This is a genomic window from Stenotrophomonas sp. 2YAF26 (assembly GCF_052114625.1).
Taxonomy (GTDB): domain Bacteria; phylum Pseudomonadota; class Gammaproteobacteria; order Xanthomonadales; family Xanthomonadaceae; genus Stenotrophomonas; species Stenotrophomonas indicatrix.
The window spans coordinates 211,788-238,158 of record NZ_JBFRFC010000007.1 but is presented as its reverse complement, the minus strand read 5'-3'; the positions used below and the strand labels follow the sequence as shown (position 1 = coordinate 238,158).

Annotated in this window: 20 protein-coding genes; 7 read left to right on the top strand and 13 right to left on the bottom strand. The window is 66.5% G+C overall.

Annotation, left to right across the window (positions count from 1 at the left end):
* Positions 1-124 precede the first annotated feature (124 nt).
* Positions 125-1,117 carry a patatin-like phospholipase family protein gene (locus AB4Y98_RS10000; protein WP_336023002.1) on the top strand — a complete coding sequence of 331 codons (993 nt, stop codon included), beginning with the start codon at positions 125-127 and terminating at the stop codon, positions 1,115-1,117.
* Between the two features lie 35 nt (positions 1,118-1,152).
* Here the strand turns inward: AB4Y98_RS10000 and AB4Y98_RS09995 are convergent, their stop codons facing one another.
* Both AB4Y98_RS09995 and AB4Y98_RS09990 read right to left on the bottom strand, forming a co-directional pair.
* A complete protein-coding gene (locus AB4Y98_RS09995) occupies positions 1,153-3,159 on the bottom strand; it encodes a hypothetical protein (protein ID WP_442244273.1) in 2,007 nt (668 codons plus the stop codon).
* A gap of 104 nt (positions 3,160-3,263) precedes the next feature.
* A complete protein-coding gene (locus AB4Y98_RS09990) occupies positions 3,264-3,746 on the bottom strand; it encodes an Lrp/AsnC family transcriptional regulator (RefSeq protein ID WP_442244272.1) in 483 nt (160 codons plus the stop codon).
* Between the two features lie 125 nt (positions 3,747-3,871).
* Between AB4Y98_RS09990 and phhA the strand changes: the two genes are divergently transcribed.
* Both phhA and AB4Y98_RS09980 read left to right on the top strand, forming a co-directional pair.
* The gene (gene phhA / locus AB4Y98_RS09985) at positions 3,872-4,765 is read left to right on the top strand and encodes a phenylalanine 4-monooxygenase (RefSeq protein ID WP_025875475.1); all 894 of its coding nucleotides are present in this window, start codon (positions 3,872-3,874) and stop codon (positions 4,763-4,765) included.
* 91 nt (positions 4,766-4,856) lie between these two features.
* The gene (locus AB4Y98_RS09980) at positions 4,857-5,507 is read left to right on the top strand and encodes a DMP19 family protein (RefSeq protein ID WP_442244271.1); all 651 of its coding nucleotides are present in this window, start codon (positions 4,857-4,859) and stop codon (positions 5,505-5,507) included.
* A gap of 25 nt (positions 5,508-5,532) precedes the next feature.
* Here the strand turns inward: AB4Y98_RS09980 and AB4Y98_RS09975 are convergent, their stop codons facing one another.
* From AB4Y98_RS09975 to AB4Y98_RS09935, 9 genes are all read right to left on the bottom strand, one after another.
* Complete coding sequence (locus AB4Y98_RS09975) at positions 5,533-6,633, bottom strand: GDSL-type esterase/lipase family protein (protein ID WP_442244270.1); 1,101 nt, start codon at positions 6,631-6,633, stop codon at positions 5,533-5,535.
* Between the two features lie 102 nt (positions 6,634-6,735).
* Positions 6,736-7,491, bottom strand: coding sequence for a 2-dehydro-3-deoxy-D-gluconate 5-dehydrogenase KduD (kduD, locus tag AB4Y98_RS09970; RefSeq protein ID WP_033832661.1), 756 nt, complete (start codon positions 7,489-7,491; stop codon positions 6,736-6,738).
* A gap of 82 nt (positions 7,492-7,573) precedes the next feature.
* The gene (gene kduI, locus AB4Y98_RS09965) at positions 7,574-8,422 is read right to left on the bottom strand and encodes a 5-dehydro-4-deoxy-D-glucuronate isomerase (RefSeq protein ID WP_312109517.1); all 849 of its coding nucleotides are present in this window, start codon (positions 8,420-8,422) and stop codon (positions 7,574-7,576) included.
* A 243-nt stretch (positions 8,423-8,665) separates the two neighbouring features.
* A complete protein-coding gene (locus AB4Y98_RS09960) occupies positions 8,666-9,724 on the bottom strand; it encodes a LacI family DNA-binding transcriptional regulator (protein ID WP_025875485.1) in 1,059 nt (352 codons plus the stop codon).
* A 38-nt stretch (positions 9,725-9,762) separates the two neighbouring features.
* Entirely contained in the window at positions 9,763-11,352 is a 1,590-nt protein-coding gene (locus AB4Y98_RS09955; RefSeq protein WP_442244269.1) for a family 43 glycosylhydrolase, read from the bottom strand.
* 17 nt (positions 11,353-11,369) lie between these two features.
* The gene (locus tag AB4Y98_RS09950) at positions 11,370-12,653 is read right to left on the bottom strand and encodes a TRAP transporter large permease (protein WP_025875489.1); all 1,284 of its coding nucleotides are present in this window, start codon (positions 12,651-12,653) and stop codon (positions 11,370-11,372) included.
* 3 nt (positions 12,654-12,656) lie between these two features.
* A complete protein-coding gene (locus AB4Y98_RS09945) occupies positions 12,657-13,190 on the bottom strand; it encodes a TRAP transporter small permease (RefSeq protein ID WP_363734150.1) in 534 nt (177 codons plus the stop codon).
* Between the two features lie 10 nt (positions 13,191-13,200).
* Positions 13,201-14,205 carry a TRAP transporter substrate-binding protein gene (locus AB4Y98_RS09940; protein ID WP_025875493.1) on the bottom strand — a complete coding sequence of 335 codons (1,005 nt, stop codon included), beginning with the start codon at positions 14,203-14,205 and terminating at the stop codon, positions 13,201-13,203.
* Between the two features lie 39 nt (positions 14,206-14,244).
* A complete protein-coding gene (locus AB4Y98_RS09935; protein WP_442244268.1) occupies positions 14,245-15,072 on the bottom strand; it encodes a 2-keto-4-pentenoate hydratase in 828 nt (275 codons plus the stop codon).
* A 157-nt stretch (positions 15,073-15,229) separates the two neighbouring features.
* Between AB4Y98_RS09935 and AB4Y98_RS09930 the strand changes: the two genes are divergently transcribed.
* From AB4Y98_RS09930 to AB4Y98_RS09915, 4 genes are all read left to right on the top strand, one after another.
* Positions 15,230-16,213, top strand: a complete 984-nt coding sequence (locus AB4Y98_RS09930; protein ID WP_282280378.1) for an alpha/beta hydrolase — start codon at positions 15,230-15,232, stop codon at positions 16,211-16,213.
* Complete coding sequence (locus AB4Y98_RS09925; RefSeq protein ID WP_442244267.1) at positions 16,210-17,832, top strand: carboxylesterase/lipase family protein; 1,623 nt, start codon at positions 16,210-16,212, stop codon at positions 17,830-17,832. Before AB4Y98_RS09930 ends, AB4Y98_RS09925 begins: the two co-directional genes overlap by 4 nt.
* Before the next feature lie 51 nt (positions 17,833-17,883).
* Positions 17,884-18,489: a cysteine dioxygenase gene (locus AB4Y98_RS09920; RefSeq protein WP_442244266.1), complete on the top strand. Its 606-nt coding sequence runs from the start codon at positions 17,884-17,886 to the stop codon at positions 18,487-18,489.
* A 93-nt stretch (positions 18,490-18,582) separates the two neighbouring features.
* On the top strand, positions 18,583-19,395 hold the full coding sequence (locus AB4Y98_RS09915) for a hypothetical protein (protein ID WP_442244265.1): 813 nt from the start codon (positions 18,583-18,585) through the stop codon (positions 19,393-19,395).
* Between the two features lie 122 nt (positions 19,396-19,517).
* Here the strand turns inward: AB4Y98_RS09915 and AB4Y98_RS09910 are convergent, their stop codons facing one another.
* Together AB4Y98_RS09910 and AB4Y98_RS09905 are read right to left on the bottom strand one after the other, a co-directional pair.
* Entirely contained in the window at positions 19,518-23,321 is a 3,804-nt protein-coding gene (locus AB4Y98_RS09910; RefSeq protein ID WP_442244264.1) for a LamG-like jellyroll fold domain-containing protein, read from the bottom strand.
* Positions 23,322-23,457: 136 nt separating this feature from the next.
* Complete coding sequence (locus tag AB4Y98_RS09905) at positions 23,458-26,220, bottom strand: TonB-dependent receptor (RefSeq protein ID WP_442244263.1); 2,763 nt, start codon at positions 26,218-26,220, stop codon at positions 23,458-23,460.
* Positions 26,221-26,371: the final 151 nt, after the last annotated feature.

Genomic DNA, 26,371 nt, shown 5'->3' with positions numbered 1-26,371 from the left:
CCGGCACTACCCAGTCGGCGGCAGGTGATTTCATGAATGGGGAATCCCCCCACCCTGCCCGCTCCGCCACGCCTTCGGTATGCTGGCGCCCTTTCCTGAATCCGGCGCCGCGAGCGCACTGCCGATGAGCCTGTTCCGCCCCCGCGTGCTGCTGTCCGTCGCCCTGATTGGCCTGCTGGCCGGTTGTGGTGGTGAAGAGGTCCGCCCCACCCCGCCCGCGCAGCCCACCGTGGTTCCGCAGGCCAAGCCGGTGAAGATCGGCATCGCGCTCGGCGGCGGCGCGGCCAAGGGCTTTGCGCACATCGGCGTGATCAAGATGCTCGAGGCCAACGGCTTCGAACCGGTGGTGGTGTCCGGCACCAGCGCCGGCAGCGTGGTCGGCGCCCTGTATGCCAGCGGCATGGATGCCTTCCAGATGCAGAGCAAGGCGGTGGCGCTGGATGAAGCCAGCATCCGCGACGTGCGCCTGTTCTCCGGTGGCCTGGTGCAGGGCCAGAAGCTGCAGGACTACGTCAACGAACAGGTGGCCAACCGCCCGGCCGAGCGCCTGAAGAAGCCGTTCGCCGCCGTCGCCACCCAGCTGGAAACCGGCGAGCGTTCGATCTTCGTGCGCGGCAACGTCGGCCAGGCGGTGCGTGCTTCCAGCAGCATCCCCGGCGTGTTCGAGCCGGTGAAGATCGGTGGCCGCAACTACATCGACGGCGGCGTGGTCAGCCCAGTGCCGGTGGATGCCGCACGGCAGCTCGGTGCCGAGTTCGTGATCGCCGTGGACATCTCCAGCAAGGCCAGCGGCAAGGCACCGACCGGCATGCTCGGCATCGTCAACCAGTCGATCTCGATCATGGGCCAGCGTCTGGGCGAGCAGGAACTGGCGCGCGCCGACATCGTGATCCGGCCGAAGGTGCTGGACATCGGTGCTGCCGATTTCAGCCAGCGTGGCACGGCCATCCTGGAAGGCGAGAAGGCCGCGATGGCGGCGATGCCGCAGATCCGCGCCAAAATCCAGCAGCTGCAGAAGGCCCGTGCCGCGGCGTTGGCACCGGCACCGGTGGCGGCGCCCAAGTGCGACGAGCCTTCGCGCCTGGGCAAGCTGATGGGCCGCAAGGAAAAGTGCTGAGGGCTGCAGGGCGCCGCCGCTGAGCGGCGCCGTGGTCAACGCCGCGGGCGATGCCCGGCGGCGTGCTGGCGTTCGAGCTGCTGTTCCTGCTTGGCCGATTCATGCTGGGCAGCGCTCGTCTGCAGGTGTTCCATCGCCCCTTCCGGTACCCACAGCTGTCGACTGGCACGGGTCATCGCGACATAGGCGGCACGCACCGGACTGTGCCTGGAGCGCTCGGCCGGCTTCGCCCTGAAGCAGCAGTCGGACATCGAAACAACTTCAAACTGCAGATTCTTCGCATGTTCGGCCAGGCACAGCACCAGCTGGCTTTCCTCGGCCGGGACCAGGGCCTGCAGCGTCTGCATGATCGTCTGCGGGCTGTCGCTGCGACTGAACAGGTCAGCCAGTGCGCCTTCGCCGCGCTCCTGGAACTGTTCGACCACGCGCTCCCAGTCGCGCAGGGAGCCACCTTCGCGGACCGTGTTCCATGCCTCGATCGGCTTGCGCAGGGCCGCGTTCAGGAGTCGCAGCGTGGACGGATGGATGTGCACCCGCGCGCCACGCACGTGCAGCCGCGCCGCGTCCTGCATCAGCCGCAGCAGGTCACCGTAGATGCGGATGCCGCCGTCGGGCACCTGCGACCAGTCTGCATAGTGCAGCACGCCGGTGGCGCGGTCGGTCGCGCCCATGAACGGCCCGCTGTCGCGCCCGAGGTAGTCCATCGCCAGCGCCTGGTTGACCAGACCGTCGACCTGGCTGCCCTGCCGCACCGACTGGTGCATCTCCACCACCTTGGCCGCGTTCCAGCGTGGCACGCTTCCGCTCAGGCGTTGGTGCGGATCTCCCAGACTGACCACACCCGGCACATGCGCGGCCAGCAACTGCCGCCATGACGGGCTGAGGTCATGCGCCTCGTCGATCAGCAGCATCCCCATTTCCACTGGCGGGGCAACGCCACGCAGCGCCAACCACTTGCCGATGTGGCCCGTGGTCAGGCTCAGGCAGCCGCCGCGCTGGGTGGCGCTGTCGAACATGCAACGCCAGACGTGTTCGGCGGCGGCGATATAGGGCTCGGCGTTGATCATCGACCAGTGCACCGTGCGCTTGAAGTGCCAGGGCTGCAGGCTGGTGGCCGACGATGCACACCACAGGGTGATGGCATCGAGTGCGGTCCTCAGCATCTGTTCCGGCGTTCTGCTGCCGACGCCCTGCAGGCCTATCCGGGCCGCGATTTCGCGTGCCGACAAGGTACTGATACGGTAGGTCGCCACGAAGCCGCCGGTCCTGCCAGTGCGGGCTGCGTGCTGCGCAAGCAGGTTGGCAAACTCGATCTGGGTCAGCAGGCGCTTGGCGGTCTCGCCGCGTACGCGGGCACGGAACGCCTCCACCTGCCCCCGCATGGGCGCCACGTAGGTATAGCGGCCCGGTCGCGCATCCATCAGCGCCAGCACCAGGTGCCCCTTGCCGGTGCCGGCGTAGCCGTCGAGGTCGATCAGCTCGTCCGGATTGGCGGCGATCGTGCGGAGCACTCGCGCCTGTTCGGAGGTGTACAGGCCGTTGCGCTCGATCGCGTGCGTATCGGCATCTGCCGCCTCGACAGCGTCATCGGCGACGTCCTCCTCGCTGCCAAAGGCTGCGGGAAAACGAATGGAATGCTCGCTCAGCGTCTCCTGGCAGGCCTGCTGCAGCGCCAATCCCGGGTAGTGCTGCGGTGAACTGGCGAGGAAGGCCTGGGCGATCTCCGCCGGTGCCAGCAGCACGCCGTTGGCAGCAAGGTCGGACAGCCAAGCATCCAGTTCCGGCTGCGCGCCGCCGCCCTGCCCCGCCAGATGCGTGGTCGCAGCGCTGCTGTCGGCGGCAAACAGCGCACAGGCATCGTGCAGCAGGCGTTCGACCTGCGCCGGTGAATGCAGGCGCTGGCGGCACAGCAGCGCAGCCATCAGGCCGGCCTGTTCCAGCGCCGTCTGCGGCGCCGTGCCATGGCCGATGAAACGCGCCAGCGTCTTGCGCCGCAGCGGCAGGAAAAGGGTGTGGAGCACCGGGTGCGGAGTATCGGACATGCCTGCAATCGAAGAAGAACACGGCGGCACCTGCGCGTGCACGCGCCGCAAGGCAGCGATGCTCGACTACCCGTCCGCCGCCGTCAAATCGCCCGGCAGCCGGTTCATTCCAACTGCGACAACGGCAATGCCTGGAAACCCTTCACCGTGCGCAGCACGAAGCTGGAATTGGCATCGGCCACGCCACCGGCGTTGAGCAGCCTGTCCAGCAGGAAACGCGAGAAGTGCTCCAGATCGCGCACATACACATGCAGCAGATAGTCCATGTCGCCGGTCAGGGCGTGGCAGGCCACCACTTCATCCCAGGCCTGCACGCTGTCGACGAAGTGCCCGATCGCGGCCTGGTCATGCTTTTCCAGCTGCACGCGCACGAACGCCTGCAGCCCCAGACCGAGCCGGCGTGGCTCCAGGCGCGCGCCATAGCCGACGATCACCCCTTCGCTTTCCAGCCGCTGCAGGCGACGCAGGCAGGCCGACGGCGACAGGTTGACCCGTGTCGCCAGCTCCGCGTTGGTGGCGCGACCATGACGCTGGATTTCAGCCAGCAGACGTATATCCGTGCGATCGAACTGGACTTCTCCGGCCATTGTTGCCCCGCAACATGGTGAGTACGCAAGGATATTGCGCCAACAAGGTCAATCCGCGCAACTTTTGCAACCCTGTTGCGCGCCCCCTGCCCTAGCATCGTGGGTATCCCGTCAAGGAGTCTTCCATGGACCTCGCCCAGCCCCGCCGCGTCGAACACCAGCAGACCGACAAGGGCTACGTGCCGGTGTACACCACCGCGCTCGTCGAGCAGCCGTGGGACACCTATACCGCCGACGACCACGCCACCTGGAGCACGCTGTACCAGCGCCAGCGCGAACTGCTGGTCGGCCGCGCCTGCCAGGAGTTCCTGGATGCGCAGGACGAGATGGGCATGAGCGCGCACATGATCCCGCGCTTCGACCAGCTCAATGAAGTGCTGGGCGCGGCCACCGGCTGGACCCTGGTCGGCGTGGAAGGCCTGCTGCCGGAACTGGATTTCTTCGATCACCTGGCCAACCGCCGTTTCCCGGTCACCTGGTGGATCCGCCGCCCCGACCAGATCGACTACATCGCCGAACCGGATCTGTTCCACGACCTGTTCGGCCACGTGCCGCTGCTGATGAACCCGGTGTTCGCCAACTACATGGAGGCGTACGGCCGTGGTGGCGTCAAAGCGCACGCGATCGGCCCCGAGGCGCTGCAGAACCTGACCCGCCTGTACTGGTACACGGTGGAGTTCGGCCTGATCGACACGCCCGAAGGCATGCGCATCTACGGTGCCGGCATCGTCTCGTCGAAGGGCGAATCGCTGTACTCGCTGGAGTCGGCGGCACCGAACCGCATCGGTTTCGACCTGCAGCGGATCATGCGCACGCGCTACCGCATCGACACTTTCCAGAAGACCTACTTCGTCATCGACAGCTTCGAACAGCTGATGCAGGCGACATCGCCGGACTTCACCCCGATCTACGCCGCACTGGCCGACCAGGCGCACCTGCCGGCGGGCGACGTGCAGGCCGACGACCGCGTGTTCCAGGCCGGCACGGGCGAAGGCTGGGCTGATGGTGGGGATGTGTGAGGCGACAGCCGAGGTCCGGCTAAACTTCAAAAGCGTCTGCAGCTTTTGAAGATTAGGGGGCCAATCCTGGGTCTCCGCTATCCTGCACGGCATGACTGATGTGTTTGCCACCCTGCGCGCGACCGACGTCGCCTTCGATGACGACTTCATCCTGTTGACCCTGGCCGACGGCCGCCGCACCCGGCAGCCGTTGCGCTGGGTGCCTGCGCTGTTCGAGGCCACGGCTGAACAGCGCGCGCAGTGGCTGCTCACGACCGATGGGCTGGGCGTGAACTGGCCCGCGCTGCTGCCGGCGCAGGAACGCGGCTTGGTCGATGTTCCGAACCAAGTGTGGGATGACCGCTATGAAGCCGCGCTGGCGCGCCTGAAGGCGGCCGCATGGTCGCTCGATGCGCTGTCCGATGAAGACCAGCAGCTGGTGGCGCTGTGGCGGATGGAAACGGACATCAACAACGGCGGCTTCATGCAGTTCCTGTGCAACTGGGGCGACCCCACCTGCCAGCTGGCACTGCGTGCATTGCAGGCGATGGGGGCAGTGCAGACGCACGCGATCCTGGCCGGCATGCGCGGGCTGCTCGATCGACTGGAAGATGATCCTGCGATCAAGGAACTGACCGACTTGTACGGCGCGATGACCCAACAGGAGCAGGAGGCGCTGCATGCCTTCGACGAGGCCTACTTCGAGCGTCCCGAAGATCTGGCGCGGCTTGGCCTGCAGCAATTCGGTCCCGAGCCCTTGTAGCGCCGAGCCATGCTCGGCTGCTTTTTCAGTTACGCGGATACGCCAACAGCACCACCAGATCCTCTTCGCCCACCTGCTGCAGCGCATGGCTGCTGCCCTTGCGCGTCAGCAACGCATGCCCCGCACGTACGTCGTGCTGTTTTCCATCCAGCACATAGCTGCCCTGCCCGCTCACGATGTAGTAGATCTCATCCTTGTGCTGCGGATGCAGGCCGATGCCCGCGCCCTTGTGCAGCACGCGCTTGCGCAGCACGAACGGCAGGCCCTGCGCATCGGCGAAGAACGGGTACGCCGTGGTCGGCCCGCCGCCGCCATGCGGGCCCGACTGTGTGCGCGCCAGCGTGTCTTCGTGCACCACCTGCGAGGCACGCGCAGGATCGCCGCCCTGCCCCACCCCCATTACATCGCAGTCGATATCGCGCACCAGTGCAGGCTGCAGCGCCGGCAGAACCTGCACCGCCTCGCGCAGCACCAGGCACGCCACCGCGTTGGCACCGGCTACGCTGAAGTGGGTGCCGTCGGCCTTGTGCTGTTCCGGCACGAACAGGAAGTACGGGCGTGCACCCTGCTCGCCCAGCGCCCGGATCCAGCGCATGCTGCGGTCGTTGAGGTCGATCAGTGCAACGTGCTCGCGTGTGGCCAGCTGCTGCATCGCCAACGTGTAACGCGCGTGCGTATCCAGCAGCGAACCGAAGTCGTACAGCAGCCGTGCCACCGGCGTGACCAGCACCGGCGTGGCACCGTGGTCACGCGCCACCTGCACGTAGCGCATCAGCATCCGCGGGTAATCACTGTCCGGATCGGTGTAGCGTGTGCGGTCTTCGAACTTCGCATCGTTGTGGCCGAACTGGATCAGCAGCACATCGCCACGACGCAGTTCGCGCCCAATGGCATCCAGGCGTCCTTCGTCGATGAAGCTGCGCGTGCTGCGCCCACCCTTGGCGTGGTTTCGCACTTCGAAGCGCGCCGGATCCAGGTAGCTCTGCAGCGCTTGGCCCCACCCCGCCTGCGGCGCACGCTCGGGCCCGTATTCGGCCGCAGTGGAGTCACCGGCAATGAACAATCGCACCGGCGCCGCATGCGCGGCGGCGCTCGACAGCAGCAACAGCAACAACAACTTCCGCATGGCCGGGTCCTGGTAGTGCCGGCCGCTGGCCGGCAACTTCATGGATGCGTTGCACATCGGTGGAAATGCCGGCCAGTGGCCGGCACTACCGAAAGCCAAGCATTACCGCGCCAGCCAGCCACCATCGACCGGCAGCACCGCGCCGTTGATGTAATCCGACGCCGACGAGGCCAGGAACACCGCCGCGCCGGCCAGATCTTCCGGCGTACCCCAACGGCCGGCCGGAATGCGCTCGAGGATCGCCTTGTTGCGGTCCTGGTCGGCGCGCAGCGCGGCGGTGTTGTCGGTGGCCATGTAGCCCGGTGCGATCGCGTTGATGTTCACGCCCTTGCCCGCCCACTCGTTGGCCAGCAGGCGGGTGATGCCGGCGATGCCGCTCTTGCTGGCGGTGTACGACGGTACGCGGATGCCGCCCTGGAACGACAGCATCGAGGCGATGTTGATGATCTTGCCGCTGCCCTGGGCGATGAAGTGGCGGCCGGCAGCCTGCGAGATGAAGAAGGCCGACTTGATGTTGACGTTCATCACGTCGTCCCAGTCCTGCTCGCTGAAATCCACCGCGTCGGCGCGGCGGATCAGGCCGGCGTTGTTGACCAGGATGTCCAGCCCGCCCAGGCCTTCGAGCGTTTCGCGCACCACGCGCTCGACCGGCTCGATGCTGATCAGGTTGGCTTCCACCGCCAGGCAGCGGCGGCCCAGCGCGGTGATCTTCTCGATGGTTTCGGTGGGCGGGGCGATGCCGGCCACGGCGACATCGGCGCCTGCGGCAGCCAGCGCCACTGCGATGCCCTGGCCCAGGCCGGTATTGCCACCGGTTACCAGAGCGACTTTTCCTTCCAGGCTGAAGGGATTGGTCATTGCGTATGCGTTCCTTGGTAGAGGCGTGCGTGATGCGGGGCAGGTGGCCACCGGCACGGCGTGCGCGGTGGCCGCCCGGCGCTTACTTGAGCTGGCAGATGTCCAGCACGTGCATGTCGGTGTAGTCCAGGTTCTCGCCACCCATCGCCCAGATGAAGGCGTAGTTGCTGGTGCCGGCGCCCATGTGGATCGACCACGGCGGCGACACCACCGCTTCGTTGTTCTGGATGACGATGTGGCGCTGTGCGTCCGGCTCGCCCATGAAGTGGTAGACGCGGTCGCTGTCGCCCAGGTCGAAGTAGAAATAGACCTCGCTGCGGCGGTCGTGCAGGTGCGGCGGCATGGTGTTCCAGACGCTGCCCGGCTTGAGCACGGTCAGGCCCAGCAGCAGCTGCGAGGACTGGCAGGTGGCCGGCACGATGTACTGGTAGATGGTGCGCTCGTTGCTGGTTTCCAGCGCGCCGCGATCCAGTGCCACTGCGTCCTTGATCGACAACTGCCTGGTTTCAAAGCGCGCATGCGCCGGGGTCGAGGCCAGGTAGAACTGCGCCGGGTTGGCGGCGTCCTGCGAAGCGAAGACGACGTCCTTGCTGCCCATCGCCACGTACAGGCCATCCTTCGGCCCCAGCGTGTACACGGTGCCATCGACGGTGACCGTACCGGTGCCGCTGCCGACGTTGATGATGCCCAGCTCGCGACGCTCCAGGAACGGATGGCCAGCGGCCGACGCCGGTTCGGTCTGCGCCGGCAGCGACAGCGGGCCGTTGATCGGCGCCGCACCGCCCAGCACGAAGCGCTCGTAGTGGGTGTACTTCAGGGTCACCGCATCGGCGTTGAACAGGCCATCGAGGAGGTACAGCTCGCGCAGCTGATCGTTGCTGGCGCCCTTGATGGCGTCGGGATGGGTGGCGTAATGGGTCTTGCAGTACATGGCTTCTCCAGAGCAGGGGGCGGGCCGATGGTTCGGCCCCGGCACGGTTCACGGTCGATTCTAGCCAGACAGGAAACCGGTGTCATTTTGCGCTGCACGATGGCGGTTGGACGGCATCGGCAGGGTGCGATCGATGGGGGGAGGGCGGGTGGAGTGTCACGACCAACGGTCATGACCTACCGGACTGATCCGTGAAGGTGTCACGACCAACGGTCGTGACCTACAGGATTGATCCCTGCGGGATCAATCCTCGGGCGGTTGGCAGGAATCGCGCACGATCAGGTGCGGGCGCACGCTGGCGATCTGCAGCGCAGGCTGGCCTTCAGGCTGGATCAGCATGGCCGCAGCGGTGCGGCCGGTGTCGCGGGTATGCCGGCGCACCGAGGTCAGCGACGGCCACAGGCGCGAGGCCAGCGGGCTGTCGTCGTAACCGACGATCGACAGCTGGCGCGGAATGTTGATGCCCGCACGCAGCGCGACCTTGTAGATACCGGCGGCCATTTCATCGTTGCCGGTGAAGATGGCGGTGGGCCGGCGCTTGCCCAGCAGCAGCTTCTCGGCGGCGGCCACACCCGATTCGAAGGTGTAGCCGGCCTCGATGATGCGATCCTTCGGCAGCTCGATGCCACGCTGCGACAGCGCCTCGATGAAGCCGGCGGTGCGTTCGTGCGCCGAGCGGTATGCACTGGGGCCGGTCACCAGGGCGATGTCACGGTGGCCCAGCGAAAGCAGGTAGTCGGCCGCTTCGGCGGCACCGTCGCGGTCGTGGGTGACCACCATCTGCGAGGTTTCATCCAGCGGCAGCGCAGCCACGCGGGTGAAGCGGCAGCCGATCTCGTCCAGCATGTCCGCCAGCGCCTGGTCTTCGGACGCGCGTGGCACCAGGATCACCCCATGCAGCTTCTGCTGCTGGGCGAAGCGGCGCACGCCGTCGATGTAGCCCGGGCTGCGGCTGTCGCAGGGGTGCACCACCAGTTCGAAGCTGGAGCCACGCAGCGCATCCAGCGCGCCGTACTGCATGTCCACGATGTACTGCGCGGTGGGGTTGTCGTAGACCATGCCGATCAGGAACGAGCGGCGGAAGGCCAGGCCACGGGCCAGCGGGTCGGGGGTGTAGCCGACTTCGCGCATCAACGCTTCCACCTTGTCGCGCGTGTCCTTGCGCACCAGCGGCGAGTTGTTGATGATCCTTGAAACCGTTTTCTTGGATACACCCGACAGTCGCGCGATGTCATTGATCGTGGCGGCCTTGCCCTTTGCCAATGCCGGCGTAGCGGCATCGTTCTTGTTGCGCACTGACATGTAGTGAACCCGATAAGCCTGGGGATTCCAGCGCGCGCTCAGTCCAGCGCGCGATAGCGGAAGCTGCGGAAGGTTACCGCACCGTTGCCGGCCGCATACAGGGCCGGTTTCAGTGCCAGGAACTTGCCGGCCACATTGTGATGGTAACCGGACACTTCCATCTGAACCGGATACTTCTGCCAGGTCTGGCCATCGGCGCTGGAATGGATGGTGACGATGTGGCGGTTGTTGGTCACCCGCAGCCAGAGCCGGCCGCCCTTGGCGCTGGCCGCCAGCCGGGTGGGGCGCTCCTCGCCGTAGCGGTGCATGACGAACTGCTCGCCGTTGCTGCCCACGCCCACGTACAAGCGGTCGCTGTAGAACAGCAGGGCACCGCCCACCGCGCCGGGGGCGATCTCCATCTGCACCTCGAACTGGTAGGCCGGGTCACCGGCAATGGTGGTCAGCGGCGAGGCATCGCGCGGCGTGCTGCCCTTGCCCTGCAGCACCAGGCCGTCGCCGCTGAAGTGCAGGCGCCGGTATTCATCCAGCGCCGGGTTGAAGAACGCCCACTGCGGGCCCAGCGTACGGCCGGTGAAAGCATCGGACAGGGCCATGCCGTGCGGTGCCAGCGCGCTGCCCGATGGCTTGCGCAGCGGCTGCCCGAGATCGCCGCCCTTGGCCACGAACCAGCCATCGGCGGTCCATTCGATGGGTTCCAGCAGCGCCTGCCGGCCCAGCGTCCAGAAGCCGTTCTCGTAGCCGTGGTACATCATCCACCAGCGGCCATCGGTGCCTTCGATCACCGTGGCGTGGCCACGCGACCACCATGGTTCAGCGGCCGACCGGGTGCGCATGATCGGGTTGTTCGGCGCGTTCACCCACGGGCCGTGGATCGAGCGCGAGCGCGCGGTGATCACCATGTGCCCGGTCGGTGGGCCGGCGGTGCCGCCCACTGCGGTGGTCATGTAGTACCAGCCATCGCGGAAGTGGATCTTCGGGCCTTCCTGCGCGTAGGCCTCCACGTCCCAGCTTTCCGGGTAGCGCCAGCCGTCGTACACATGCTTGGGCGTACCCACCACGCTCAGGCCGTCATCGGCCAGCTGCACGTAGTCGCCGCCGCTGAGGAACAGGTAGCGCTTGCCGTCCTCGCCAACCGCGTGGCCGGGGTCGATGTAGCCGCCCAGGCCGATGTCGATCGGCGCACTCCACGGGCCCTTGATGTCATCTGCCCAGACCACGAAGTTGCTGCGGCGCTCACCGGTGCGCGCCGGGAAGTAGATGAAGTAGCGGCCCTGGTGCTTGACGATGTCCGGCGCCCAGATCGCACCGACGTTCTGCGTGATCGCATGGCCGAGCGGCTGCCAGTTGACCAGGTCGCGCGAGTGCCAGATCGGCAGGCCAGGATAGGCGTCGAACGAAGACAGGGTGAGGTAGTAATCCTCGCCGTCCTTCAGCACCGACGGATCGGGCCTGTCACCGGCCAGCACCGGGTTGAGGAAGGTACCGTTGCCAAGGTCGCCCTGGCGCTGGTGCTCGATGCCGCGCTTCCACTGCGCGGGCGCGGGGTCGGCAGCCAGGGCAGGCAACGCGGCCAGCAGCAGGCCGAGCAGGGCGGTTGCAGCAGCGCGGTGCAGCGTCGATGTCATGTGATCGCCTCCGCTCATCAGGCGCGCAGCGCGGCGGGCAGCCACAGCGACAGCGACGGGAAGAAGGTGACGATCAGCAGCACGCCCAGCGCGGCGAACCAGAACGGCCAGATCGTGCGCATGCTCTGGCCGACGCTGATCTTGCCGATGGCGGTACCGATGAACAGCACCGAGCCCACCGGCGGCGTGACCAGGCCGAGGCCACCGGTCAGCACCAGCACCAGGCCGAAGTGGATCGGATCGATGCCATAGGCCTTGGCCACCGGCAGGAAGATCGGCGTGCAGATCAGGATCATCGGTGCCAGGTCCATGAAGGTGCCCAGCAGCAGCAGCATCACCACGATCATCAGCAGCACCATGAACTGGCTGTGCGCGAACGACTGCAGGAAGTCCACCGCCGCCGCAGGCACCTGCAGGTAGGCCAGCAGCCATCCGAACACCGCCGCGGTGGCGATCACGAACAGGATCACGCCGGTGCTGCGCGCGGCATGGATGACGGTGTCGAAGAACTCGCGCCAGCGCAGCTGCCGGTACAGCACGGTGGTGACCAGCAGGGCGTAGACCACGGCGATGGCCGCGCTTTCCACCGCAGTGAAGATGCCGGCGCGGATACCCACGAAGATCAGCGCCACCAGGCCCAGGCCGGGCAGGGCAGAGACGATGCGCAGCAGTACCGCGCGCCAGCCCGGGAACACTTCCACGCCATAGCCACGGCGACGCGCGACCACGTAGCCGGTGATCATCAACGCCAGGGTCATCAGCAGCGCCGGCACGATGCCGGCGGCGAACAGGTCGGCGATCGACAGGCCACCACCGGCCGCAGCCGAGAACAGGATCAGGTTGTGCGACGGCGGCACCAGCAGCGCCACCAGCGCAGCGGTGATGCTGACGTTGACCGCGAAATCGCGGTCGTAGCCACGCTTGACCATCTGCGGAATCATCGTGCCGCCCACCGCCGACACATCGGCGATGGCCGAGCCGGATACACCGCCGAAGAACAGCGAGGACAGGATCGAGACCTGGCCCAGGCCGCCGCGCATGCGCCCGACCAGCGATGACGCCAGGGCGATCAGGCGTTCGGAGATGCCGCCGCGCATCATGATCTCGCCAGCGAAGATGAACAGTGGAATGGCGATCAGCGAGGCCGAACCGGTACCTGCGGAGATCTGCTGGACCAGCACGATGCTGGGAATGTCCAGGTAGAGCAGGGTGGCCAGCGCGGCGGCGGCCAGCGCGTAGGCCACCGGCACGCCCAACAGCAGCAGCGCGGCAAAAACAGAGAACAGGATGGTGATGCCCATGGATCAACGATCTCCTTCAGCGTCGTCGGCATCGGCTGCCGTGGCATGCAGCGCTTTCCACGCACGGTTCAGCGCGAACAACAGCATCAGCGCACCGCCCACGGCCAGCGGCAGGTAGTTGATGCTCTGCGGCAGGTTGGCGCCTGCGGTCTTGATGTCCATTCCATCGAGCAGCAGGTCGGCCGACCAGAACGCGATGAAGCCGCCCAGCACGGCCACCACCAGCTGGGTGAACACATCCACCACCCGACGCAGGCCGGCGCCCATGTAGGCGTGCAGCAGGAAGAAGCCGAAGTGGCGATTGGTATGCACGCCGCAGGCCGCGCCCAGGCTCATTGCGGTGGCCAGCAGCAGCAGGGTCACCGGCTCGGTCCAGCTGGGCGAATCGTTGATCACGTAGCGGGCGAACACCTGCCAGCCCTGCACCACCACCAGCCCCAGCAGCGCGGCCACGGCAACATGGATGGCGATGTCGGCGATGCGGTCCAGCAGGCGTTGGCCGGGGCCGGATCCGGTGGAAATCGTCGTCTCGGTCATGGCAGTGTCCTCAGGCGGCGGCACGGATGCGGGCGACCAGCGCAGCCAGCTCGGGTTGCTGCAGGTACTGCTGCAGCAGCGGCTGGGCGGCGGCGCGGAAGGCGGGCAGGTCCACCTCGTTGGCTTTCACGCCCGAGGCCAGCACCGCGCGGCGCGCGGCATCTTCGGACGCATCCCATTGCTCGCGCATCACCTTCACCGAGGCGCGCGCGGTCTCCAGCAGCAGCTGGCGGTCGGCCGGCTGCAGGCGCTCGAAACTGGCGCGCGACATCAACAGAACGTCCGGCGCATACGAGTGATCGCTCTGCGACCAGTAGTGCGCGGCCTCGAAGTGGCGGCTGGAGTGGAAGCTGCGCATGTTGTTCTCGGCGCCATCGATCATGTGCGTCTCCATGCCGGAGAACGTATCGCCCAGCGACATCGGCGTCGGGTTGGCGCCGAGCAGGCGCATCAGCTGGATGAAGATGTCCGAGGACGCCACACGCAGTTTCAGCCCGTGCAGATCACCGGGCTGCACGATCGGATGCTTGGTGTTGTAGAAGCACCGTGCGCCGGAGTCATAGATGGCCAGGCCGACCAGATCGCGGCTCTCGAAGCCACGCAGCACCGCATCGGCAATGCCGCCATCCAGTGCGGCGCGCTGGTGCGCCACCGACTCGAACACGTACGGCAGGCACAGCGCCTGGGTGAGCGGAAAGGCGTTGTTCAATGCACCGGCATACACGCGGGTGATGTCGATGGCACCGAAACGGGCCATGTCGATCGCTTCCGATTCGCGACCGAGCTGGCCGGAATGGTATTGCCGCAGGCGCAGGCGACCGTTGCTTTCGCGCTGCAGGGTTTCGCCGATCCACTTCACCGCGGTCACGGTGGGATAGTCGGCCACGTGCACGTCGGTGGCCGTCAGCAGCTGGCCGCCGTCAATGGCATCGGCGGGCCCACGGCCACAGGCCGCGAGCATCGGAGTGGCCAGCGCAGCAGCGCCGCCGGCCAGGAAATGTCGTCGTGTGATCATCTGCGCCCTCCCGCGCGTGTTCACCGGATCGTGCGGCGGTTACCCGGCCGGCACGGCCCTGCAGGCAATTTCGCCGAAGCCGGCAAACCGCACCAGCGCCGTCTGCCCCACGGTGATGTCATGGATGCCGGTGGCGTTGCCGGTGGCGATCAGGTCGCCCCGTCGCAACGGCCGGCCACGCAGCGCCGAACGGGACAACGCGAACGCATACGCCGCGCGCAGGCCGCCGGGCAGCCGGGTGGCACCACCCGTGCCGACCACCTCGCCCTCGATCAGGGTTTCGGCGCGCAGGTCGGTTTCGTCGCRGGCGGTCCAATCGGCAATCTCCGGCCCCAGCACCAGGCCGTTGTTGTTGCCGAAGTCGGACACCACCACGCGCGGGCCGAGTTCGTTGATCGTCGCCAGCGGGCTGCTGGCCACTTCCACGCCGATGTACAGGCGCGCCGGCAGCGCTTCAGCCTGCTCGGGCGTCCAGTGCAGCTGTGCGGCGGGAGCGTCCTCCAACAGCTCCAGCACGTACTCCGCCTCGACCGCGCCGAAGCCGCCGACGAACACCGGAATGTCCACTGTTCCACCGGTAGCATTTTTCAGCTGACGCGAGAAAACCGGGCCCAGCAGGCGGTCGTCCCCGGACGCATCGCGGCGCTCGGCGGCGATGTAGCCGACCTTCCAGCCCACCACCTGGTCATCCCAGCTGGCAATGGCCAGATCCTGCACCTGGTAGGCAGCCACCAGGTCAGGCGGGACAAGGCCCGGGAAGCCGGGCAGGGCCTGGCCGCCGCGGCGCGCGGTGGTGAAAGCGTGGGCGATCGCGGCCGCATCGTCCGGCGCCGGCGTCTGCCCATGTATGCCGTGTTCGTTGCTCAAGAACGGTCTCCCTCTGGCGTTGTTGCACTGCCCATCGACAGCGTCTGCAGGAGGTGTATATGGTAAACCGGTGTCATCGTGCAAGCCGCAGCGCATCACGAGCGCTTGCGGGTGACCTCGGCCACTCTGTTGTCTCCCCGTTGGAGCCCTTTCCACCATGCGTTTTTCCCGTGTGCTGTTGTTGCTGTCAGGCCTGCTGCTGACCGTCCCCGCATCCGCGGCCGATGTGCCGTTGCGCGCAGGCGAACACCTGGGCCGGGAGCTTGCTGGCGAGCAGCTGCCGCTGTGGCCGGCGGGGCAGGTCCCCGGTGAAACGGGCACGGCGCGGCCGGCGCGCGTGGTCGAGCGCAGCGATGATCCGGCCCACCCCGATCGCTTCATCGACCAGGTCGATGCGCCCTACCTGCTGGTGCACACGCCCGCCCGTGCCAACGGCCGCGCGCTGCTGGTGATTCCCGGTGGCGGCTACCAGCGCGTGGTGATCGACAAGGAGGACAGCGCGCTGGTGCCGGAGTGGGTGGACCGTGCCGGCTACACCCTGTTCGTGCTGCGCTACCGCCTGCCGCAGGCCGGCCGCGACCGCCAGGCGGCACTGGCCGACGCGCAGCGCGCACTGCGCGTGGTGCGCGACCAGGCCGCACGGCGCAGGCTGGATGCCGACAGCGTGTCGGTGATGGGCTTCTCCGCCGGCGGCCATGTGGCCGCACGGCTGGCCACCGGTTTCGATGCGCCGGTCTACCCGCCACGCGATGCCATCGATCGCCTCAGCGCGCGTCCCGCACGCGCGGTGCTGGTGTATCCCGTGATCGACATGGGCGCGCATGCACACAGCGGCTCACGCGGACGCCTGCTGGGCGAGCAGCCCGATGCGGCGTTGGCCGCGCAGTATTCGATGCAGCAGCACGTGCGCGCGGACATGCCGCCGACGCTGCTGATCCATGCCAACGACGATCGGGTGGTCAACGTGCACAACAGCGAGGTGATGGCGCAGGCACTGGCCAAGGCGGGTGTCGAACACGAACTGCACCTGTTCGCCCATGGCGGCCATGGCTTCGGCATGCGCATGCCGCCTGATTCAACGCTGGCCGTGTGGCCGCTGCTGGCACAACGCTGGCTGCAGGCGACGGAGGCGGCACATTGAACCAGGCGGATGCCAACCTGCAGCGCCGTCGTTTCCTGCGCGACAGTGCACGCTGGGCGCTGGCCACGGCCACCCTCGCAGCGCTTCCTGCCGCCGCGGTGCCTGGGCCACGTGATGACACACAGGTGGTGGCACGCCTGCGTGGCGGCCGCGTGCGTGGCCAGCGCGAGCACGGCGTGCACGTGTTCCGCGGTCTGCGTTATGGCGCTGACACCTCCGCCTACCGTTTCCAGCCGCCACGGCGCGAGACGGGCTGGCGTGGTATCGCCGACGCCCTGGAATATGCCGCATCCGCGCCACAGACCGGGGCGGACGGGCCGGGCAGCGAAGATTGCCTGTTCCTCAACGTCTGGACGCCGGCACTGGGCGACGGCGGCAAGCGGCCGATCCTGGTCTACATCCATGGCGGTGGCTTCAACAACGGCTCTGGCAGCGATCCGCTGTACGACGGCAGCGCGCTGTGCCGACGCGGCGACGTGGTGGTGGTCACCGTCAATCATCGCCTGAACACCTTCGGCTACCTGTACCTGGGCGCGCTCGGCGATCCGCGCTATGCGGCCTCCGGCAACGTCGGCCAGCTCGACCTGGTGCAGGCGCTGCAGTGGGTGCGCGAGCATGCGGCGGTGATCGGCGGCGACGCCGGCAACATCACCGTGTTCGGGCAATCCGGTGGCGGCGCCAAGATCGCCACACTGATGGCGATGCCCGCAGCGAAAGGCCTGTTCCAGCGCGCGTGGACGATGAGCGGGCAGCAGGTGACCGCCGCCGGTCCACGTGCGGCGGCGCAACGGGCTTCGATTGCGATGGAAGCCGTGGACGCGCGCGACCTGCAGGCGTTGCTGCGACTGCCGGCGACCGAGCTGCTGGCCGCCACCCGCGCACGTGATCCTTCGCGGGTGGAAAGCAGCGCGCTGTACTTCGGCCCGGTACTGGATGAGGTGGTGCTGCCGGTGCACCCGTTCTGGCCACAGGCACCGGCGCAGTCCGCGTCGATTCCGATGGTGATCGGCAACACCCGCGATGAGACGCGCGCGTTCCTTGGCAACGACCCGGCCAACTTCAGGCTGACCTGGGAGGATCTGCCGGCGCAGCTGGAGAAGCAGCAGTTCGTCGATCTGCTGCCCTCGGTGGTGATCGCAGAGTATCGACGCCTGTATCCGCACTACACGCCCTCAGAGGTGTTCTTCGCGGCCACCACCGCCGGCCGCTCGTGGCGTGGTGCGGTGGAGGAACTGGAAGCACGCGCTCGGCAGGCAACCGGGGCCGCACCCACCTGGGCCTACCAGCTCGATTGGCCATCACCGGTGGAAGAGGGACGCCTGCGCGCGTTCCACACGCTGGATATTCCGCTGGTGTTCGACAACGCCGGTCTGCCCGGTGCACGCACTGGCGGTGGTGAAGACGCCAAGGCACTGGCGGCGACGATGAGCGATGCCCTGATTGCATTTGCGCGCTCCGGTGATCCGAATCACGCAGGAATGTCGCAATGGGCCCCGTATTCATTGCCATACCGGCAGACGATGCTGTTCGATAGTCACAGCCGCATGGTTGACGATCCACGCGCGGGAGAGCGCGCGCTCTATGCAAAAGTGCCGTTCGTGCAGCGCGGCACGCAGTGATGACACCGCGGTGCAAACATTCTGTTAACCCGCCTCGGCTAGAGTCGGTTCATGGAAGCGATGTTCACGCCACCGCCGTTCACCGGCCGCGAGCGCTTGATTGCAGGGATTGATGCCGCCGTCTGCCTGGTCGATCCGCAGGCGATCACCGGTGCGCTGCAACGGGTGCTGCGTGAAGCCATCGTCGATCCGCTGATCGAGCTGCCGCCCTGCGTACGTCGCCCCGTGGATGGTCATTACGCGCGCCGTGAACTGTACCGAAGCGCCACGCTGGGCTACAGCGTGATCGCGATGTGCTGGGGCCCGGGGCAGGGCACGCCACTGCACGACCACGATGCGATGTGGTGCGTGGAAGGCGTCTGGCAGGGCGAGCTGATCGTGACCCCGTACGCGCTGCTGGAACAGCGTGGCGAGCGTCACCGCTTCGCTGCGCAGGACACGCTGTACGGGCACCGTGGCAGCGCCGGCAGCCTGATTCCGCCGCACGAGTACCACACGCTGCGCAACGCCAGCGACGAGGACGTGGCAGTGTCCGTGCACGTCTACCAGGGCGTGATGGAGCGCAGCGCGGTGTTCGATCCGCTGGATGACGGCTGGTACCAGCGCCGGGTGAAGGTGATGGAGACCGACGTAGCGACCCCCATTGGATTTTCATAGCTTCGCAGACTTTCATCTATGCGACCAAGCTAAGGATTGACTTCCGTCTGCCGATAACGGTGTGCAGAAGAAACCCTTGTCATTGGAGCGGAAATGGACGTTGCACGATGCACCTTGAACGATCAGCAATTCACTTCTCAACAGTTCGAACAATTGCCTCCTGCTGAGTTGGAGCTAAAGCGGAGGAATCTTGTCTGCACTGGCTGCGGAAATCAGGCATTCTTCCGGAAAGCGTCTAGAAGAGGTGTGGCCGCATGCTTTGGTGCAAGACCTCATGGCCCCCAATGTCCATTGGGTGCAGAGGATTTCGCTCGCCATGACGGTGGAATAGGAGCGGATGAAGAGATTCGCCAGAATGATGGCGTTCTCGTAATTGACCTGGCCTTTGGCGCTGCACCTGGCGACGTCCACGTCGACCAAGTGCCCGAACTAGATGGACGTCCTCGTGGTGGTCGAGCCATTCAAGGTGACGGGCATTACAGAGCACAGTCTCATCGTAGACTTCGTACCCTTCTCCGGCACCTCCGACATTCACCGGGCTTCAGGTACTCGCTGCAACAGCTGGAGATCGCCGGTGGTAATCCCACGTCTGTACGCGACTTCTTCGTGGAGTTCCAGGAAATCAGTGAGCGAGACATGGGGCGCCTCGGCGGCTACTGGGGGATGATCACCGACGCTCGCCTTGGAGCTCAAGCGCTTTGGTTGAACTCTGGGGGACGCGGTGACATTAGCATCTGCTTACCAGATGAGATTGTTGATTCCTTCTTCGAACGTTTCAACATCGAGGATTCTGAAGATCTCGCAGGTGCATATGTCCTAGCAATCGGTCAGCCTCGGACTTCTCAGAACGGAAAGAAGTACATGACGCTCGACGACATTGCTTTCATCACTGTCGATTTGGCTTGACACTCAGATCGACAGAAAAGCAATCGATCAACTCCAGCCCCTATGAGCTTCCCTTGAAACTTCATTGGATGGATGCCGACGTATTGTCGGTGTCCGTGTTGTGAGAGGAGCACCTCCAAGCGTCACCGCGGCACATCCACCACATTGTTGAGCCGCGTGACTTCCTCACCGCCGTCGGCCAGCGCAACACGCACGCGCAGGCCGCCGCGTTCCCCTGCCGGCAACGGCAACGACACCACCGCCGTCTTCGGCAGCAGGTCGGTCGGTGCTGCGATCGCTGGCACTTCGGTGCGTGCGATCTCGCGGCCCCGCGCATCTTCCAGTATCGCCACGCCCACACCGCTGGCCACATGCCCAAGGCCGTGCACGGTCACGTGTACCTGGCGCCCGTCCACCCGCACATCGCCACGGCCCACTCCCAGGTCCGGACGCATTTCCACCGGCGTGCCCGCAGACACACGCTCGAATTCGAAGACTTCGGTGCGACCGGGCTGGAACTGCATCGGTACCGACGCACTCGTCTCCAGCTGCACCGTGCGCTGGCGCGGCGTACCGTCGATGCGGCCATCGCCATCGGCGTCCACGCCACTGCGCACGCGCCAGGTCCCGCTGCCCACGTTCCAGCCGGTCATGTCGGCGGCGATGACGCGCGCACCGAGGTTGTGGCTGGTGATCGTGAAGCGCTCACGCGAGGGAGCATGCACCAGCAGTGCCACCTGTTCCGCGGCGCCCTCACGATCGAAGCGCCAGCTGACGGTGTGCCCGGGCCAGCTCTGGTTGCGCTTCAGGGCGATGCCGCCCAGCCGCGCACGCTGCAGGAACTCGCTCGGTGCTTCCACCCGGTCGGACCACCAATGGCCTTCGGTGTTCATGTACGCGCGTTGTGCCTTGGCTTGCAGGCCCTCGGCATGCAGCGCGTCGATGTACTTCCGGTCGCCGCTGGCCTGCCATGCCATCAGGCTGGCGAAACCGGTCTTTCCGGCATCTGCCTCGGCGGTCAGCAGCGGGTACCAGTCCTGCTGCCGGCCAAGTGCCTCTACATAGTTCTCGCCAAGGTTGGCCAGCGCGCCGGGGCCGCCGCGCTGCACACGATAGTCCAGTGCCTGCAGGTACTTCGCATCACCGGTCCAGCGCCATGCCGCCCAGAAGGTGTGCATCGTGTCACCGCTGCCGGAACCGTTGTTGAGTTCGCCACCACGGGTCTCACCCGTCGCCCAGTTGATCTCGTTGGGCAGGGTGAAGCGGCCCTTGTCGTCGGTGCCGGCGTGGGCCAGATAGCCATCGGCCAGGCCGATCACCAGCCGGCGCCCGGTCGGGTCGGCGTTGTACTGGCCCAGCAGGAACGCCGGGTGCAGCACCGGGAACGAGTACGGCTTCTGCCACTGCCAGTTGGGTTCACGGTAGACCTTGTTGCCACCGAACCAGTTGCTGGAGAACAGCACATGGCCCTGCGGGTTGCGCAGGATGATGCACTCGTCGAACGCCTTCACCGTTTCCATCAGCCGTTCCAGGGTCAGCGGATCGCCCCAGTTGAGGTACAGCATCGCGCTGTTGGTGTTGATGCCTTCCTCGTAGGCATGCAGCTCGTCGGTCTCGATGGTGCTCAGGCCATTGCTGAACATGCCGTTGCGGTACACCGCGTCGGACAATGCGGTCAGCGAGGCATTCAGGCGGTCCGGCTGCACGCCCATCAGGGCAAGGCCGGGCCACTGCTGGGTCAGGTCGGAATCATCGGAGATGCCACCACCGAAATCGCCGTAGGCCACCTGCCGCTGATCGATCCACCAGTCGACGAACTGCCGCACCTGCGCCAGGTCCTGCACCTGGTGGAAGGCCCACGCCGGTACGCCCTTGGGCACCTCCGGCGCGGTGTACGGCGGGCGGCCCTGGCTGTTGTAGCTGATGTAGTTCCAGTACAACCGGCCCAGCTCATGGTCCGGGTCGACCCGCAGCAGATCGCTCAGGTCCGCGTAGACGCGCGCGTACAGGCGCTGGCGCTTGGAGGTGGTGTGTTCCTCCACGAGGAAGCCCCAGTTGTCGCGCACCTGGTTGAAGCGGTCGGCCACATGCTCCTTGAGCGCATCGGCGCGTGGCTTGAACACCAGCCGCACCTGCGCACCGTCCAGTGCCTTGGCGTCGAAGCCGGGCGCAGCCGAGGCGATGCTCAACCACAGGCTGTCGGCGGTGAGGATGCGGTCGCGCAGGTCCAGCCACAGCGTGCGCTTCTGCCCCGGCTGCACCGAGACCGACACATCGATCATGTCGCGCGCCGGCCAGATCGGATCCTTGATGCGGAGGTTCAGCGGGATCAGGCCATCGTGCGTGGCCGGCAGGTCGAGCGCGGGAATATCGATGGCCACGCCATCCAGGCCGTCATGCATGTTCTCCCAGCTGTAGGCCCAACTGCGGATCAACGGCTGGTTGGCCGGCGCATCGCCCACGCCGGAGGGAATCAGCACGTGCACGATGGGCTTGGGCTGCGTTGGCAACGAATCGGCCGGGCGCCGGCGCGAGCCCGCCCCCTTGGGCAGCGCCATCACCGTGCTGCGTTCGGCCGCCGGGTAGCGGCCTTCGATGTAGCGGCGCAGTGTGTCCAGGTTGGTGTAGTCCGGCAGTGCCTGGCTGTCGATGACATAGGTCTGCTTGACCGTGCCGTCGGGCTCGGCACCTTCGCTCACGCCATACGCCCAGATCTCCTGGATCGGCGTTTCCTGTTCAACGTTGCTGAAGCGCAGCACGCCACCGGTCTGTGCCGGGATGTCGTCCACGCTGCGCACCACACCCTGCGGACGCGTGGCCAGCACCTGGGTGGCGTGCGCGGCGTCGCGGCCATGGGCCAGCGTGCCGAAGGCCGCGCCGCGGATCTCCACCCGGTTGACGGTCTCGCCGGCCGGGACGGTCAGGTCCAGATGCTGGCCGCTTTCCACATACGTGTTCCAGTCCGGCAACTGGAAGTAGTCGTTGCGGCCGGGCAGGCGCGAGCGGTTGTAGACGCCGGGCCAGGTGGTCTCGGCGATGCCGTCGGTGGCCTTCCACATCCACGCCTTGAAGTCGCGGGCATCGTCGAATTCGATCTTGCGGATGCGCGTGCTGGCTGCGGTCAATGGCGGTGGCGGCGCGCCTTCCCAGCCGAAGCGATGGCGCCAGGCACGGTCATCGGCAGCGCTGGCAACGGCGCTTTCGGCGGCCTTGCCGCGCGCGAGCGCACTGACGGCCGCAGCATCGAGCATGCGGTCATACACGCGGATGTGCTGGAAGTCGCTGCCACGCAGGAAGTTGTAGCGGCTCTGCACCTGGTAGGGCGCCATCACCCGCCCGGCCAGGCCGAGCTGGTCCAGCGCGGCATCGTAATCGCCGCTGGCCTGCACACGCGCCACCTCGCGGCCATCGACGAACAGGCGTACACCCTGGTCTTCGTCCCAGGCAAAGGCCAGGTGCAGCCACTGGTCCGCACGTGGCGGCGTGTCCATGCGGAACGACACGCGCGTGCGGGCGAGGTTGGCATCGGTGACGAACGCATCGAAACCATGCCCGTTCCAGTCGATGCGCAGCCAGGCCATGTCCCAGCTACTGTGGTCGGCATAGCCGACGCGGAAGATCACGAACGGTGCTTCGCCCACCGCGTAGCGCGCGCGCCAGTCGAAGGCGAGGGTGCCACGCTGGGCGAGGATGTTGCCGGGTGCATCCCAGGCAAGCACGCCGTCGTCCTGCCACTGGATCACCTTGCCGCGCGCTCCGTCGTCGACGATGTCGACCTTGTCGCGGAAGTTCGGTACCGCCTCACCCTGCGCCACCACGGCCTCAAGGCCTTTGCCGGCATCGACATGGAACAGCAGCGTGGGCGCATCGGCGGCGGCCATCGCGGGGCCGGCAGCCAGGGCCACCGCCAGCAACAGGCAGCGGGACAGGGTCGAGCGGTGCGGCATCAGGCGTTTCCTTTCAACGGGCGACGGCCGGCGAGGGCCGCCGGACCGTAGCAAGGCCACGCCGCGACGGCACCTTGCGGCGCAGCAGCGGTCGTGGCGAACGACGGCGTGCCGGGTGGCACGCCGTCGGCGTCGCTCAGAACTTGTAGCGCAGCCCCAGCAGGTACTGGCGGCCGGTCTCGGTGTACTGCAGCGGCAGGCGACCGGTCAGCGGCGAGTACACCCACTCGTCGGACGCTTCGTTGGTCAGGTTGATGCCTTCCAGGCTCAGTTCCAGTTGGTCGCTGATCTTGTAGCGGATGGATGCATCGAACACCGTGGTACCGGTCATGCCGTGGTAGCCATCGAGGTTGAAGCCGGTTTCCTGGCCCGGTGCCTGGGTCAGGTAGTCATCGCGGTTGGTGGCCGAGATGCGCCCGGCGAACTTCTCGCCTTCATAGAACAGCGTGGCGTTCCACGACGACTTCGACAGGCCGGTCAGGTCGGTCTTCATCACCGGCTGCCCGGCCGCGTTGATGTACTGGATCTTCGATTCCACCCAGGTGTAGTTCAACTGCATGCCCAGGTTGGCCCACTTGCCCGGCAGGAAGGTGAAGGGCTGGGTGTAGTTGGCTTCCACGCCGTGCAGTTCGCCGCCCGGGGTGTTGACCGGCTTGCTGTAGGTGAAGTCATCGGTGGCCGAGGCGCCGGTGCCGACCAGCAGCGAAGCCGGCAGGCCGCTGTCACTGTACGGACGCACTTCGCGGGTGGTCTGTACGAAGCTCTCGATGTCCTTGTAGAACAGGCCGATGCCGGCCATTGCGCCCTCGGCGAAGTACCACTCGAAACCAAGGTCGACATTGGTTGCGCGGATCGGATCCAGCATCGGGTTGCCGCTGGAGATGGTGCGTGCACCACCGGCCACGGCCACCGTCGCGCCCGGGGTCAGGCTGCCCAGCCCCGGACGGCTCATCACCTTGGCCGCACCCAGCCGGATCAGGAAGTCCGGGGTGACTTCCGCCACCAGGTTGAACGAGGGCAGGGTGTCATCGTAGGTACGGCTGACCGTGGTTTCGACGGTGCCGTTGGCCAGCGTCGACTGCCCGGTCGCCGACTGCTTGGTGCGCACGTAGCGCACACCGAAATTGCCCGACAACGGCAGCGAGCCCAGTTCGGTGGAGAACTCACCCATCAGGTAGGCGCCTCGGTCCTTCTCTTCGACGCTGCGCACGTTGTTGGCGCGCGGGGCGACGGCGAAGGTGCCGCTGTTGCTGTAGATGTCGAGCTGTTCGGCGATCGCATCCAGGTCCGGCACGACCCAGTTCGACGGACTGCCGCTGATGCCCTTCAGTCCGGCCTGCTCGGTCAGGTTCACCGGCACAATCTTGTTGCCACCGGCGAAGTTGGGCACGGCCAGTTCGCTGGCGCGACGCAGTTCGACGGTCTTGAACGTGTAGTCCTTGGCCAGCACGCCGCCCTTCAGGCGGAAGCCCGGGCTGATGTTCCAGTTGAAGTCGATCTGGCCGGTGTCGAAGTCGTTGTCCACGTACTGCGGACGCAGGCGGATCTCGGCCAGTTCCCAGCCGTTGGGATTGGTCGGGTCGATGCCGTAGTTGAGGATCGGCGCACGGCTGTTGCCACGGTAGTCGTAGCTGTAACCGTCGACATCGTACTTGTCCATGATGACGGTGGTCTGCACCGGGTTCTCGTGCTTGGAGCGCGAGATGCCGATCTTGCCGGACAGGGTGAAGTCATCACCGAAGCGGTGCTGGCCGTTCAGGGCGATCTGCTTGAACTCGGTGCTCCACTCGTCGTGGCGGTTCTCGGTGCGGATGTCGACGTTGTCGAATTCGCCGTAGAGCAGTGCGTTGTCGCGGATCTCGCCGTTCTTGACGATGGTGGTCGGCTTGCCCGACAGGCGTGCGCTCGCATTGGCGCCGCGGCTGAAGGAAATCGCCTCGATGTAGTGCTCATCGCGCGTTGCATCGATCTTCGAGTACAGCGCATCCAGCGAGATCTCGGTGGCGTCGTTCGGCTTCCACTGCAGCGAACCGGTCACGCCCAGACGCTTCTGCTCATGCTCCATCTGCACGTAGCGCGGGAAGCGCGGATGGAACACGTTGGCGCCACGCGCGGCGGCGAACGGCGAGGACGCGGCGAAGTTGCCGTTGCTCGGGCCGTTGGCCCAGCGACCGGTGTTGGAGCCTTCCTCCAGCGCCTGGCGCTCGGAATAGGCCACCGACAGCAGCGCGCCGAAGGTGCCATCGGCGAAGGTGTTGGAGACCAGTGCGGCAATGCGCGGGTCGGCCTTTTCGGCCATCGCGTTGTAGCTGGCCTGGCCACTGGCGGCGAAGGTGAACCCGTCGTAGTCGAACGGACGCGCGGTGCGCAGATCGACGGTGGCGCCCAGCGAGCCCTCCTCGACATCGGCCGAGGCGGTCTTGCGCACCAGCAGCTGCGAGAACAGGTCCGAGGCGAACACGTTGAAGTCGAAGCCACGGCCGCGGTTGGTGCCGCCGCTCTGGTCACCGGCGCCGACCGTGGTCAGCGCTTCCATGCCATTGATGCGCACGCGGGTGAATTCCGGGCCGAGGCCACGCACCGAGATATTGCGGCCTTCGCCGGCCTCGCGGGTGATGACCACGCCCGGGATGCGCTGCAGCGACTCGGCCAGGTTCAGGTCGGGGAACTTGCCGATGTCCTCGGCAACGATGGCATCGACCACGCCGGCTTCGCCGCGCTTGATGTCCAGCGCCTTCTCCACGCTGGCGCGGTAGCCGGTGACGGTGACCGTATCCAGGTCGGTGGCGTTCGGGTTGGCGCTCTGCTGCTGCGCGCCGGCGTTGCCTGCCAGGGCCAGTGCAACGCCCAACGCGAGCAAGGTAACCGGTGTCTTTTTTTCATGGTTCCGAGAATGCATGCCTTTCCCCTCTCCCAAAGGTCTGGTATCGCGGCTGTTTCAGCGGGATGACACCGCTGGTCAGGCCGGACGTTAACAGCACGTTCCCGATCCGGCATCTTGCACCGCAACAGATCTGAAATGTCTCCAAGACGCTTGCAGGACAATGCTT

Excerpts from the sequence above, each read along its gene's own strand:
- AB4Y98_RS10000 (WP_336023002.1), top strand. The coding sequence starts at position 125 with ATGAGCCTGTTCCGCCCCCGCGTGCTGCTGTCCGTCGCCCTGATTGGC.
- AB4Y98_RS09995 (WP_442244273.1), bottom strand. The coding sequence starts at position 3,159 with ATGTCCGATACTCCGCACCCGGTGCTCCACACCCTTTTCCTGCCGCTG.
- AB4Y98_RS09990 (WP_442244272.1), bottom strand. The coding sequence starts at position 3,746 with ATGGCCGGAGAAGTCCAGTTCGATCGCACGGATATACGTCTGCTGGCT.
- phhA (WP_025875475.1), top strand. The coding sequence starts at position 3,872 with ATGGACCTCGCCCAGCCCCGCCGCGTCGAACACCAGCAGACCGACAAG.
- AB4Y98_RS09980 (WP_442244271.1), top strand. The coding sequence starts at position 4,857 with ATGACTGATGTGTTTGCCACCCTGCGCGCGACCGACGTCGCCTTCGAT.
- AB4Y98_RS09975 (WP_442244270.1), bottom strand. The coding sequence starts at position 6,633 with ATGCGGAAGTTGTTGTTGCTGTTGCTGCTGTCGAGCGCCGCCGCGCAT.
- kduD (WP_033832661.1), bottom strand. The coding sequence starts at position 7,491 with ATGACCAATCCCTTCAGCCTGGAAGGAAAAGTCGCTCTGGTAACCGGT.
- kduI (WP_312109517.1), bottom strand. The coding sequence starts at position 8,422 with ATGTACTGCAAGACCCATTACGCCACCCATCCCGACGCCATCAAGGGC.
- AB4Y98_RS09960 (WP_025875485.1), bottom strand. The coding sequence starts at position 9,724 with ATGTCAGTGCGCAACAAGAACGATGCCGCTACGCCGGCATTGGCAAAG.
- AB4Y98_RS09955 (WP_442244269.1), bottom strand. The coding sequence starts at position 11,352 with ATGACATCGACGCTGCACCGCGCTGCTGCAACCGCCCTGCTCGGCCTG.
- AB4Y98_RS09950 (WP_025875489.1), bottom strand. The coding sequence starts at position 12,653 with ATGGGCATCACCATCCTGTTCTCTGTTTTTGCCGCGCTGCTGCTGTTG.
- AB4Y98_RS09945 (WP_363734150.1), bottom strand. The coding sequence starts at position 13,190 with ATGACCGAGACGACGATTTCCACCGGATCCGGCCCCGGCCAACGCCTG.
- AB4Y98_RS09940 (WP_025875493.1), bottom strand. The coding sequence starts at position 14,205 with ATGATCACACGACGACATTTCCTGGCCGGCGGCGCTGCTGCGCTGGCC.
- AB4Y98_RS09930 (WP_282280378.1), top strand. The coding sequence starts at position 15,230 with ATGCGTTTTTCCCGTGTGCTGTTGTTGCTGTCAGGCCTGCTGCTGACC.
- AB4Y98_RS09920 (WP_442244266.1), top strand. The coding sequence starts at position 17,884 with ATGGAAGCGATGTTCACGCCACCGCCGTTCACCGGCCGCGAGCGCTTG.
- AB4Y98_RS09915 (WP_442244265.1), top strand. The coding sequence starts at position 18,583 with ATGGACGTTGCACGATGCACCTTGAACGATCAGCAATTCACTTCTCAA.
- AB4Y98_RS09910 (WP_442244264.1), bottom strand. The coding sequence starts at position 23,321 with ATGCCGCACCGCTCGACCCTGTCCCGCTGCCTGTTGCTGGCGGTGGCC.
- AB4Y98_RS09905 (WP_442244263.1), bottom strand. The coding sequence starts at position 26,220 with ATGCATTCTCGGAACCATGAAAAAAAGACACCGGTTACCTTGCTCGCG.